The following is a 12,691-nucleotide window of genomic DNA, read 5'->3' as shown; positions in this document are numbered from 1 at the left end:
TGATTTCGTAGAGATGAAAGGACTTTAAAACATTGATTCAAAATACATCTTAATAATTGTCGAAAAATTTAGGGAGAAAAGGACAAAAGATTTTTCACTGTTTGATGGTAACGCTTTCTCTTGTTCTGAGCAGAAAATCAGGCGTCATTTTGTCCGTCTTTTGGCCTTTTCATTTGAGCGTGAGATAGGCAATTACGCCTTCTGTTTAGAGGAATTTGGCATACGAGGAAGTGAAAGATTATGTTACATAATACCGATTGTGATTTTATGCTGAACCTATATACTGTTGATTGAATTTACATATCACACTCATAAAAAAAGGAGATGTAGATAAGCGATGTGGTTAATCGTTATAGCCTGTGTCATCATGTTAGGGATTGGCTTTATTGAAAAGAAGCGTCATCAGAAAAATATCGATGCCCTGCCGGTACGCGTCAATATTAATGGTATACGCGGAAAGTCTACCGTTACAAGATTGACAACCGGTATCTTAATGGAGGCAGGTTATAAAACTGTCGGCAAAACAACAGGAACGGATGCAAGAATGATTTATTGGGATACGCCAGAAGAGAAACCGATTAAAAGGAAACCGCAAGGACCAAATATCGGAGAGCAGAAAGAAGTTATGAGAGAAACCGTTGAAAGAGGAGCAAATGCCATCGTCAGTGAATGTATGGCGGTGAATCCAGATTACCAAATTATCTTTCAGGAAGAGCTGCTTCAAGCGAATATTGGCGTGATCGTAAACGTTCTTGAAGATCATATGGATGTGATGGGGCCAACTCTTGATGAAATAGCTGAAGCCTTTACAGCGACAATTCCTTACAATGGGCACTTGGTTATTACGGATAGTGAATATACAGATTTCTTTAAAGAGATTGCGAAAAAACGCAATACTGAAGTGATTGTTGCAGATAATTCCAAGATTACCGATGAGTATTTACGGAAATTTGAGTATATGGTGTTCCCGGATAATGCTTCACTTGCACTTGGTGTCGCACAAGCATTGGGAATTGATGAAGATACGGCATTCAGAGGCATGTTAAATGCGCCGCCTGATCCAGGAGCGATGAGAATTCTTCCATTAATGGATGCAAAAACACCTGGACATTTTGTAAATGGATTTGCGGCTAATGACGCAGCATCTACATTGAACATTTGGAAGCGTGTGAAGGAAATTGGGTATCCAACAGATGAACCGATTATTATCATGAACTGTCGTGCGGATCGTGTAGATAGAACGATCCAGTTTGCGGAGGATGTACTTCCTTATATTGAAGCAAGTGATCTTGTCTTAATTGGTGAAACGACAGATCCAATTGTGAAGGCATTTGAGGATGGAAAAATTCCGGCTGACCACTTACACAACCTTGAATATCAATCTACAGAACAAATTATGAACATGCTTGAGAAAAAGCTTCATAATCGAGTGGTTTATGGAGTCGGCAATATTCACGGCGCCGCTGAACCTTTAATCGAAAAAATTCAAGAATACAAAATTAAGCAGCTTGTCAGCTAGGAGGAAATATAGAAAATGTTCGGATCAGATCTTTATATCTCGTTAATTTTAGGTGTTCTACTCAGTTTAATTTTTGCAGAAAAAACAGGAATCGTACCAGCTGGGTTGGTTGTTCCAGGTTATCTGGCACTCGTCTTTAACCAGCCAGTCTTCATTTTAGTTGTTTTATCTGTCAGCTTGCTGACATATGTGATCGTTCGTTTTGGTCTATCGAAATTTATGATTTTGTACGGACGCAGAAAGTTTGCGGCGATGCTGATTACAGGGATTGCCTTAAAGCTCATATTTGATTTCTTCTATCCAGTGGTTCCGTTTGAAATAGCAGAATTCCGCGGAATCGGAATCATCGTGCCTGGATTGATTGCGAATACGATTCAAAAGCAAGGTCTTACGATTACCCTTGGAAGCACATTACTTCTAAGTGGTGCAACATTTGCCATCATGTATGTTTACTATCTATTTTAAGATAAGGTGTGTCCAATGATGAATAAAAAATTGAGCTTTCAGGAAAAGCTGCTGAAAATCACAAAGAACCAAAAGAAAAAGACGAATAAACACGTACTGATTGCTTTACCGATTGTCATTGCATGTACATTTCTATTTACATTTATCGGGAAAGCACAAGTACCAACTGTAGAAAAGAATCCAGAAAACATCCTGACCGCTTCGTTTGTCGGAGATATTATGTTTGGAAGAAATGTAGAGAAAGTAACAGACCGTTATGGAAAGCAGCACCTGTTCCGCTATGCGAAGCCGTATTTTGATGTATCAGATTATGTAACTGGGAATTTTGAGCATCCAGTGGCTTCAGATAAGGAACAGGCAGCACAAAAGAATATTCATTTGAAAACAGATGAAGATTCTGTACAAGCGTTAAAGGATTTGAATTTCTCTGTACTAAACTTTGCGAATAACCATGCAGCAGACTACGGTGAAAAAGGCTTAAATAACACGATTGATGCCTTTGAAAAAGCTGACATGGATTATACAGGGGCAGGGCGCAACGTCAATGATGCGAAGCAGAACATTTCATACAAAGAAGTGAATGGCGTTAAAATCGCTACCCTTGGTTTTACAGATGTATATGGAAAAGATTTTAAAGCAACAAATCGCAAGGCAGGTATTCTACCAGCTGATCCATCTATCTTTATTCCGATGATTTCACAAGCTGCTGAAAAGGCAGATATCGTTGTTGTTCATGCGCACTGGGGACAGGAATATAACAATGAAGTAAACGACAGACAAAGAGAGCTGGCAAGAGCGATGTCAAAGGCAGGTGCTGATATCATTATCGGTGCACACCCGCACGTTCTTGAGCCGATGGAAGTCTATAACGGAACAGCGATTTTCTATAGCTTGGGGAACTTTATTTTTGACCAAGGCTGGTCAAGAACACGTGATTCTGCCATTGTTCAGTATCATCTGAATGAAGATGGAAAAGCGACATTTGAAGTGGTTCCAATGTACATCAAAGAAGCGACACCTGCTCCAGTCAAGGCAGGATCTCTTGAATCAAAATCGATTATCCGTATGCTGACAAATGGCACGAATGCGGATTGGAAAGAAAAAGACGGACATATTTTCTTTGAAGTCGATCATTCTGATAAAGTTCAAACATTAAAAGAAAACGAGGGGGAGGATAAAAAATGAAATTCCTTAAAGCAAGCTGGCCGTTTGTTGCGTTAATTTTAGTCTTTGTCTTTATGTCTGCTTTTAAATTTAGTGACAGCCTCACCGATCATGAGAAACAAAAGATCTCGGTTGAAATGCAGAAAATTGAACAGCAAAAGCAGTCAAAAGCGGAAGCGAGTAAATAAAGAAATGATGATGAAAAGAGCACGCGAGGCGTGCTCTTTTTTGACGGAAAAAGGTGTAAAATGAAAGGGGTCATGTCGAAACTATAAAAGAAAGGAGGAAGAGAGGATGAAATGGAAAGGAATACTGCTTGGAGGATGTGCCATTGTAGGACTCATGTTTATGTCTCAAACAGAGGTGTCTGCTCAAACAACATCTCCTTTAAAACAAGCGGAAACGCTGATAGGTACGCCTTATCATAAAGGAGGAATCGATCCGAAAACGGGCTTTGATGCGTCTGGCTTTATACAATATGTATATAAAACAACCGGTGCATTTGATTTGCCGCGAAAGGTGATTGATCAATACCAAATCGGTGAAAACGTATCATGGGAAAAAGCGAAGCCTGGAGACCTTGTCTATTTTCGCAGTCTTGAAGAAACAAAAGACATCCCGACACATGTTGCTTTGTACGCTGGAAATGATCAAGTGATCCACATCACACTCAGTCAAGGGGTGGTGAAAACAGATGTCAGCAAAAGTAAATATTGGACCGATCGGTTCTATGCGGTCAAACGGCTGCCTGTCTCCCAAGAGATGTCGGATGATCAACTGGTGAAAGATGCGATGAAATATTTAGGAATCCCTTATGTATTCGGGGCATCAGATCCAAAAGTAGGCTTCGATTGTTCAGGTTTTTTACAATATTTATTTGAAAAATCACTTGGGATTTATTTACCAAGAAGTGCTGAGCAGCAATGGATGGTTGGAGAGAAAGTAGCACGAGACGATATTCGCCCTGGAGACTTTGTTTTTTTTAGCAACACGTATAAAAAAGGAATTTCACATGTAGGCATGTACATCGGAGGAGACCGCTTTATTCATGCGAGCCGTTCGGAAAGTGTGACGATTTCTTATTTGTCTGAATCGTATTGGCGTGAGAAATGGACAGGTGCGAAACGATTAACTGAGCTGAAACTAGCGAAAGAAGACCCAGTCGTATCAAAAGCTGCCACGTATATTGGAGAAGTACCCTATGTAAAAGGTGGTGCGAGCCCAAAGCAAGGCTTTGATACAGCAGGATTCACGCAGTATATCTATCAAGAAGTGCTTGGAATGGAGATGCCTCGCTATGCGCCGGGACAAGTTAAAGCAGGTACACCTGTGAAACGATCGGAACTAAAGCCAGGAGATCTTGTCTTTTTTAAAGGGACTTCGTTGATGCCAGCCATTTATGCTGGTTCAAATCAAGTCATTCATGTGACGGTTTCAAATGGCGTTGTCATTACCAATATGAAAACAAGTACGTATTGGAAGGATAAATATGAGACGGCTGTTAGAATCAAAAAATAAAGAAAAAGCCCGATCAATGCTCAGATCGGACTTCTCGACTTCTCACTAGGCGCTGATCAGACAAGCGTCTTTTTTTCTTGAAATTGATTCTGCAAAAGCAGATCAATAAAATAGGCGACGCCATCTTCATGGTTGCCTTTTGTGATATAGGTGCTTTTTTCTTTAATGACATCCACCGCATTCCCCATCGCTATCCTGTGTCCTGCTTCATCGAACATGGATAGATCATTAGGGCTGTCACCGATCGCATAAATATTGGATCGGTCAACGCCATAATGGGCTGCAAGTTTCTTGAGGGCATGTCCTTTGCCTGACTCTTTTGGCAGTACCTCAATGATATGTTCTCCAGATGAGGTCAAGGAGAGCTCAGGCATCTTAGAAAGAAGATCTCGTGCTTCTTGCAGCTTATTCATATCAAATGAGAAGCATAGTAATTTATAAGTTGGTTCATTCGACTCAAAAATTTGACGGATGTCATCGACAGGTTTGATGCCAAACTGTTTAAATTGAGTCATCGCCCCTTCCCATAAATCAGCTACATCCTCGTTAGGATTGGCGCTTTTGATCATATCAAATTCAGCTTTGAGCTTATCTTTTCCATCAAATGGGGAAAGGAGGGCATCGTCTGTATAGACCTCGAAATAAATGTTCCGTTCCACTAATTCCTTTGCAGCACGTCTACCAGCTTCTTGATCAAGGGTGATTCTGCTGAAGAGCTTGTACCCTTCTGTATGGACAGTTCCTCCGTTTGCCGCAATGATGGGAATATCCAAATCCTCGAGAAGCTCTTTTACATCAAAAGTCGCGCGCCCTGTACAAATGGTCACAATATATCCAGCTTCCTTCGCACGAATCAATGCCTGCCGGTTTTGAGCGGATATTTCACTTTTCGTATTTAAGAGTGTACCGTCTAAATCAATCGCAATCATTTTTTTCATTGCTGTTATATCCTCCTTCATTCATGCAATAGCCTCTTCAAAGTATGTACGATTTCCTTCATTCTCATGAAAGAGTCGGATCGTGGATTCCTCTCTTTAAGGCTAAACAAAAATGGTCAATTGATCAAGGATATAAGAAAAAGCGCCCAAAAGGACGCTTTTAGCGTGTAGACAAACCCTCGCATTCTTTGTCAGTCCTGCGCTCCGGTGCTCACGAATATCAAATTCGCTCTGCTCCGGTGCTCGTTCTTCCTAGACTGCAAAGGTTTTCTATCACGCTGAAAAGAAGAAAAAGGGCAAACACCTTTTTCAACACATAAAAAGCGCCCAAAAGGACGCTTTCTGTGTTTATGATAATTCAAGCTGTTTCTTCAATTCCGTTTTGACTTCGTTCAGTTGGTTTTGATCCAATTGGTAATAATAAACGCCATTTGGCTGGTAATCAGATCCTTTTAGTTGAATCGTATCAACAGATTTCAATGAAGTGAGTAGTGGGAAAAGACCGACTAGTTCTTTCATTGACAGGTTAGTTGAGACGTTATCGCCTAGAGTATCTATGATATTGTCATAAGACGGAATAGATGTTACTGATTTTGATTTATCGAAAATGGCTTTTAATACTTCCATTTGACGCTGTCCACGCATGAGATCACTGTCTGCTTTTCTTGTTCTCACATAAGCGAGAGCTTGATTACCATCTAGTGTGTGAGTGCCCGTTTGCAGCTGAACTTTGCCCTTTGTATCTTTGAGAATCTGTTTCACAACATATTCATCTTTAATGTTAACGGAAACACCGTTTAATTCGTTCACAATTTCCTTAAACGCTTTGAAATTACTTTCAATCACAAAGTCGACAGGGATATCTAGTAAATTCTCAACTGTACTCACCGTGAGGTCTGCATCACCAAATGCGTGTGCATGTGTAATTTTGTCATAACCATGACCTGGAATATTAACATATGAGTCCCTTGGAATACTTAATAATTTCACGGTTTTATTCGTTCGATTTACTGTCGCTAATACCATAGCATCGCTTCGTGCTTGTTTGACGGTTTCGCCTGGTCTGCTGTCAATGCCAAGCAGCAAGACAGAAAAGCTGTCTTTCCCAGGATCAAATGCTTCAATCCGTTTGACAGATTGTGCACCGCGGTCTAGAGAGACTTGTGCTTTTTTCGCAGCTGTTGTCACTTTATAGTAGGCATAGCCGGTGACAGAAGCGGTTGTCAGTAAAAGAATACCAAAAATAAAAAGAGTGACTTTCACCCATGGTTTTAAACGCTTTTTGCCTTTGCGTTTACTTCTTGTTTGATCCATATATTTTAAACCCTCGCTATGATTTTATAGTAAAGATGTCCTTCTTCATGCTTACAAACTAAAACAAATATACCTTAAAACGGGATATAGTGCGACATTTTTTTCACTAACGCTTAATTGACGTTTCCTTATCTAAAAAAGTTTCAATGATACGCAAATGAAATATATTTGTCATAAAACATCGAAATGTTTGAAATGACAGGAAGTGAGGAAAATGATTTTTCATAGAGAAACATCCAGTCATTACATAGATAAAAGAGGGGTTATGATCATGAAAAATCGGAATGGGTGGCTTTATTTCTTCGGCGCACTTGGAGGCGCCTTATATGGTTATGATACAGGTGTCATTTCTGGCGCTATCTTATTTATGAAAGAGGATTTAGGTTTAAATGCATTTACAGAGGGACTTGTGGTCAGCTCGATTTTAATCGGGGCGATGCTCGGGTCTTCTCTTTCTGGAAAACTGACAGATCAATTCGGACGGAAAAAAGCGATAATCGCCGCAGCCATTTTATTTATTATCGGCGGATTTGGAACAGCCCTTGCACCGAATACGGAGGTCATGGTCTTATTTCGAATCGTGCTAGGACTTGCTGTCGGATGCTCGACGACGATTGTTCCATTGTATTTATCTGAACTTGCGCCAAAGGAATCAAGAGGGGCACTTTCCTCATTAAACCAACTCATGATCACATTTGGTATTCTTCTTGCCTATATTGTGAACTACGTTTTAGCGGATGCAGAGGCATGGCGTCTGATGCTTGGAATTGCCGTTGTTCCTTCTGTGCTCTTGTTATGTGGTATTTTGTTTATGCCAGAAAGTCCTCGCTGGCTGTTTGTCCAAGGACAGGCGGACCGGGCGAAAGAAATATTGTCAAAACTTAGACAAAGTAAGCAAGAAGTTGAAGACGAAATTGCGGATATTCAAAAAGCAGAAAGTGAAGAAAAAGGCGGTCTTAAGGAATTACTCGAACCATGGGTGCGCCCCGCTTTAATTGCTGGTGTCGGTTTAGCCTTTTTACAGCAGTTTATTGGGACAAATACGATCATTTATTATGCACCAAAAACATTTACAAGTGTCGGCTTTGGCGATTCAGCAGCCATTTTAGGAACTGTAGGAATTGGTGCAGTCAATGTTGTCATGACGTTTGTTGCGATTAAAATCATTGATCGTGTCGGGCGGAAAGCGTTACTCCTATTTGGAAATGTAGGGATGGTTCTTAGTTTGATTGTTCTAGCAGTGGTCAATCGTTTTTTCGAGGGATCAACAGCTGCAGGGTGGACGACAATTATATGTTTAGGACTTTTCATCGTCATTTTTGCTGTCAGCTGGGGCCCGGTCGTATGGGTGATGCTGCCGGAGCTGTTCCCAGTACATGTCCGGGGAATCGGTACGGGGGTATCGACCTTCCTACTGCATACAGGGAATTTGATCATCTCGCTCACATTCCCAACCTTGTTAAGTGCAATTGGCATCAGTAACCTTTTCCTTATTTATGCAGCCATCGGCATAGGTGCCTTCTTATTTGTGAAATATTTAGTCACAGAAACGAAAGGAAAAAGTCTTGAAGAGATTGAAGAAGATTTAAAAAAGAGAAACCGTGCCGTCGTGAATGACGAAGGGGAAACGGTATGAAAAAAGACCAGCTGCATGAGGCAGCTGGTCTCAGCGTGTAGACAAACCCTCGCATTCGGTGTCAGTCCTGTGTGTCGGTGCTCACGAATCTCTCATTCGCTCCGCGCCGATGCTCGTCCTTCCTAGACTGCAAAGGTTTTCTATCACGCTGAAAAGAAGACAAAGGGCTAAAAAATTCATTTTAGCCCTTTGTTAAACAAACGTTTAATCAAGAAAGGACAATCACTCATCTTCTGAACGTGCTGCCTATGACATACATATGGAACAGGCGGGCGAAAGGTGGAAATGAGATGAAAGGGAAAACGAGCATTGTGATGCTGACGTACAATGAACTGCACCTAACGAAAAAATGTATCGACAGTATCAAGGAGCATACTCGGCGTGATGAATATGAACTCATTATCGTGGATAATGCTTCATCAGACGGAACAAAGGAATATGTGAGACAACTGGAAGATGTCGTGTTGATTGACAACGAGAAGAATCAAGGCTTTGCCAAGGGCTGTAACCAAGGGGCGAAAAAGGCAACAGGAGATAGTCTTCTTTTTTTAAATAACGACACGATTGTGACCGAAAACTGGCTGTTGCCTTTAAGAGAAGCCCTTTTTGCATCAAAGCGTATTGGCATGGTAGGGCCTGTCTCCAATTATGTAAGTGGTCCTCAGCTCGTTCAGCCATCTTACACAGATGTGAAGGAGCTTCCTGCCTTTGCGAAGGCATATACGGCTTCGAAAAAAGGTCAAAGAACATATGTGCATAGACTTGTTGGTTTTTGTTTGCTGGTCAAAAGAGAGCTGATCGAGGATGTAGGGTTATTTGATGAGCGGTTTGTATATGGATCATTTGAGGATGATGACCTTTGTCTGCGCTCATTGCTGAAGGGGTACCAACTGCAAATCGTCCATGATTCTTTTGTGCATCATCACGGTCATGCTACCTTCAATGCCAATGAAGAAACGAACATCTCTACGTTGTTTGCGGAGAACAGGCTTCGTTTTTTAGATAAATGGGGCATTGATTTAAACTTGATAACGCCCCATCCATATTTTGCAGCACTGCTCCCTGAGGATGCCGGATGTGTGCTGGATGTTGGCTGTGGTGCTGGGGCGACAGGGCTTGAACTGATCAACCGGCAGTCCGTTGACATGTACGGAGTAGAGGCGGATGCATTAAAAGCAGAGATGGCAAAGGCGTATTACAAAGAAGTGATTGAGACAAAAGCGGAAGCGTATCCTTGGTCAGAGAAAGAAGCTTTTTTTGATGCTGTGATCTTTTCTGATGTGTTAGAGCATGTGTCAGATCCATGGCAGATGATTGCTCAAGCGCATGCGTCTTTAAAACCAGGTGGCGTGATCATTTGCTGCTTACCTAATATAATGCATGCGGAAGTACTGCTGCCTTTAATGACAGGTGATTTTACGTATCAAGATGTGGGGATTTTAGATCGAACACATATGAGATTTTTCACACCAAATACAATGCGGGCGCTCTTTCCAGACCATTTGTTTCATCGCGTGATTGAACAGCCCATCAATGTGCCAATTGATCAAAACGTTCAATTGTTTTTTGACGAAGTGGCGAGAGTAGGAGAGTCACTTGGCTTTCAAACAAAAGCATTATCTGATCAAGTGACGCTCTATCAGCTTTTGATCGTTGCACGTAAAAAAGGCGGTTCCCCCTCCGGGTAATCCACCTCAGCGTGTAGGAAAACCCTCGCATACTTTGTCAGTCCTGTGCGCCGGTGCTCGCGAATCCTTCATTCGCTCTGCTCCGGTACTCGTCCTTCCTAGACTGCAAAGGTTTTCTATCACGCTGAAAAGAAGACAAAGGGCTAAAACAAAGTTCATTTTAGTCCTTTGTCAACCATCTAAGGCGGATGACCGCCTTTTGTGCTACCATTTAAAGCTTTTCGTTGCGCCTTCTGCACCAAAGTTCAAAATGCTCACTTTTACGTCATATGCAATGTCTACTTCTTGAAATAGTGTATCCCATTCGTTGCGGTGCTGATCCCAAAAGTCTGGATACTTGATGCGCACCTGCCGGTTTAAAAAGATCGGGTCAACGCCCACATCTTTTTGCATGTGATTGACAGCTTTTTGAATGCGCTCTTTGATTTTGCGTTCAAAAATGCGCTCAAATCGTTTGATGTATTGCTCATCGTATGAGTTTTCAGGGGGATATTGATCTTCTGATAGTTTCCCGTTTGTTTGTACACTAATTTTAAAGGAAATCTTTCCGTTCTTCAGATAGGGTTCAATCTTGGACTTTGCTTTCTTGATTTCATACGTAATCGGAAAGCCTTTGTAGGTGGCGGGTACGACTCCGCCTGAGATGCGATTCATGACCCAGTTTAAAGATTGGACATCCTTTGCTGGTATGAATCCTATCAGTTTTCGCGTTTTCCCATGGATAATGCCTGCACCATCATAGGTGAGTTCTCCGTTTACGACATCCACACTTTGGACAAGAAAGCTTGTACCCATCTGAAAGTAATCCGACGCTCGGCCAATACGTGTTGGCAGTAAAATCTTCCCGTTAAAGCTCCGGTTTTTTGATGTTTCAAAAATATGCTCGACTGGAACCCTCTGTTGTGATTTTAATTTTTGATTGATGACTTTTGAAGCCTCATGGCGTGACACTAAGAGGTAGCTGCTTCTTCGAACCTCATCATCTCGTATAAAGTGGTTGAGTGTCCCTTGAATATCATGATGTTCAGCTTGATCTTTGCCAAACAAAAAGATTTTAAGGTGATCACTGTAAATCGGCGGGTCCTTCAAAGCGACATTGCTGACTGCTTCCAGTACATTTTTCCCCTTTGAGACGACATTCACATAGCCAGGGGAATCTGCTTCTTGTGTTCCGCCCATTTTAGGGACAAGGTTTTGATAGGTGAGTTTGACTCCGTTATCATCTTCCTCGTCAATGCCAACACCGCGCACAAACGATAATTTCTCAATATCTTTTAAGTCCCAGCAACCTGTCGATAAAAGCAAAAGGCAGAAAGACAGAAAGATGAGCCATAAACGCCGCCCTTTCATGCAGATCGACCTCCCCATTTTTTACGTATCATGAGCAGAATAGCTGTTATAAAAGGAATCGCTAAAACAGCAAATAATGCATAGCCGAGTAAAGTCGAGTAGTAAAAGACTTCATTGATATTTCTCGGAAAAAGAGAGAGAGCTGAGGTCAGCAAAAACAGCAACCATAGCAGTCTCGTTAAATTGGTTGTCTTAAACACCGTTTGACAGCCTTTAATAGCAAATTGGAAAAAGCCAAGCATACAAATAAACTGCTGGCACGTCCAGATCGTCAGTAAGAAAATATCAAAGCGTTCAATGAAGACCCCTTCTAGTTCTAGCGCTTGAATGAGGGAGACAGTGGGCCAGGTGAGTGATTTCGTTTCTCCAACCGTCATGGAACCAATCACAATAAAGAGCGTGAGGGAGTAAATAAGTGTGGTGATCCCTACACCGATCGCTGCGGCCCATTTCGCTTTTGACCATTTGTCTTTATAGATAAGCGGTACGACAAACAAAATGACTTCAAAGCCTGTAAATTGAATAAATGTTTGAGAGAACAAATTACTAAAATCTTTAAAACCGTGATTCATTACCGGGCGTAAGTAATCAAAATCAAATATTTTCAAACTAAACAGCATGAGCCCAATATAAATGATCATGGTCATCGGATAAATATATGTCACCATTTTCACTACCGGAAAAATGCCACTTTTTAAATGATAGGTGGCCACCAGTAAAAAAATCATCACAATCACGGTCATCGGGGTCGATTGCAACAGGAAAAATTGAACCACTTCCCCCAGTACACGCGCCTCAAAGCCAACAATGGCTAGTAAATAACCGATCAGCATTAGGTTAAAGATCGTACCAAAGAAGGCACCGGCTCCTTTTGTATTCGATTCAAAAATGGTATCCGGTGCATTCTTCTCCGCAATCCAACCTAGCAAAAAAGCAACGAAAGCAAAGATGACTCCCTGTATTAATACAATGATCCAGCCATCAGGGAATCCTGAATTGGCAGAACTGCGAGGAATGGTTAAAATTCCAGCGCCTATCATTGTAGAACTGCACAGAATGGTGACTTGTAACAATGATAGCTTCTCAGCTCTGTACATCG

Annotated in this window: 11 protein-coding genes; 7 read left to right on the top strand and 4 right to left on the bottom strand. The window is 41.5% G+C overall.

Features of this window, described 5'->3' with window-relative positions; genetic code table 11:
• Window positions 1-337 precede the first annotated feature (337 nt).
• From pgsB to N521_RS03045, 5 genes are all read left to right on the top strand, one after another.
• Window positions 338-1,519 (top strand): poly-gamma-glutamate synthase PgsB, encoded by a 1,182-nt coding sequence (gene pgsB, locus N521_RS03060; protein WP_007497522.1) that lies wholly within the window; start codon window positions 338-340, stop codon window positions 1,517-1,519.
• 15 nt (window positions 1,520-1,534) lie between these two features.
• The gene (pgsC, locus tag N521_RS03055) at window positions 1,535-1,984 is read left to right on the top strand and encodes a poly-gamma-glutamate biosynthesis protein PgsC (protein WP_007497520.1); all 450 of its coding nucleotides are present in this window, start codon (window positions 1,535-1,537) and stop codon (window positions 1,982-1,984) included.
• An 18-nt stretch (window positions 1,985-2,002) separates the two neighbouring features.
• Entirely contained in the window at window positions 2,003-3,169 is a 1,167-nt protein-coding gene (locus tag N521_RS03050) for a CapA family protein (protein ID WP_019743572.1), read from the top strand.
• Window positions 3,166-3,336, top strand: a complete 171-nt coding sequence (locus tag N521_RS19625; RefSeq protein WP_008343253.1) for an extrachromosomal elements maintenance protein EdmS — start codon at window positions 3,166-3,168, stop codon at window positions 3,334-3,336. Before N521_RS03050 ends, N521_RS19625 begins: the two co-directional genes overlap by 4 nt.
• Before the next feature lie 106 nt (window positions 3,337-3,442).
• Window positions 3,443-4,666, top strand: a complete 1,224-nt coding sequence (locus N521_RS03045) for a C40 family peptidase (RefSeq protein WP_035389736.1) — start codon at window positions 3,443-3,445, stop codon at window positions 4,664-4,666.
• A 56-nt stretch (window positions 4,667-4,722) separates the two neighbouring features.
• On the opposite strand, the gene N521_RS03040 is transcribed toward N521_RS03045, so the two are convergent.
• Together N521_RS03040 and N521_RS03035 are read right to left on the bottom strand one after the other, a co-directional pair.
• Window positions 4,723-5,604 (bottom strand): Cof-type HAD-IIB family hydrolase, encoded by an 882-nt coding sequence (locus tag N521_RS03040; RefSeq protein WP_181362752.1) that lies wholly within the window; start codon window positions 5,602-5,604, stop codon window positions 4,723-4,725.
• Between the two features lie 348 nt (window positions 5,605-5,952).
• On the bottom strand, window positions 5,953-6,918 hold the full coding sequence (locus N521_RS03035) for an LCP family protein (protein WP_035389731.1): 966 nt from the start codon (window positions 6,916-6,918) through the stop codon (window positions 5,953-5,955).
• Window positions 6,919-7,189: 271 nt separating this feature from the next.
• Here N521_RS03035 and N521_RS03030 point away from each other — a divergent pair, with 271 nt between their 5' ends.
• Window positions 7,190-8,554, top strand: a complete 1,365-nt coding sequence (locus N521_RS03030) for a sugar porter family MFS transporter (RefSeq protein WP_089374136.1) — start codon at window positions 7,190-7,192, stop codon at window positions 8,552-8,554.
• 290 nt (window positions 8,555-8,844) lie between these two features.
• Entirely contained in the window at window positions 8,845-10,242 is a 1,398-nt protein-coding gene (locus tag N521_RS03025; protein ID WP_035389729.1) for a bifunctional glycosyltransferase family 2 protein/class I SAM-dependent methyltransferase, read from the top strand.
• A 204-nt stretch (window positions 10,243-10,446) separates the two neighbouring features.
• Here the strand turns inward: N521_RS03025 and N521_RS03020 are convergent, their stop codons facing one another.
• Entirely contained in the window at window positions 10,447-11,592 is a 1,146-nt protein-coding gene (locus N521_RS03020) for a Ger(x)C family spore germination protein (RefSeq protein ID WP_035389727.1), read from the bottom strand.
• Window positions 11,589-12,689 (bottom strand): GerAB/ArcD/ProY family transporter, encoded by a 1,101-nt coding sequence (locus N521_RS03015; RefSeq protein ID WP_035389725.1) that lies wholly within the window; start codon window positions 12,687-12,689, stop codon window positions 11,589-11,591. Before N521_RS03015 ends, N521_RS03020 begins: the two co-directional genes overlap by 4 nt.
• Window positions 12,690-12,691: the final 2 nt, after the last annotated feature.

Source organism: Bacillus sp. UNC125MFCrub1.1 (assembly GCF_000701305.1).
GTDB lineage: Bacteria > Bacillota > Bacilli > Bacillales > Bacillaceae > Bacillus > Bacillus altitudinis.
The sequence above is the reverse complement of the archived record's forward strand: the minus strand, read 5'-3'. Positions and strand labels throughout refer to the sequence as shown.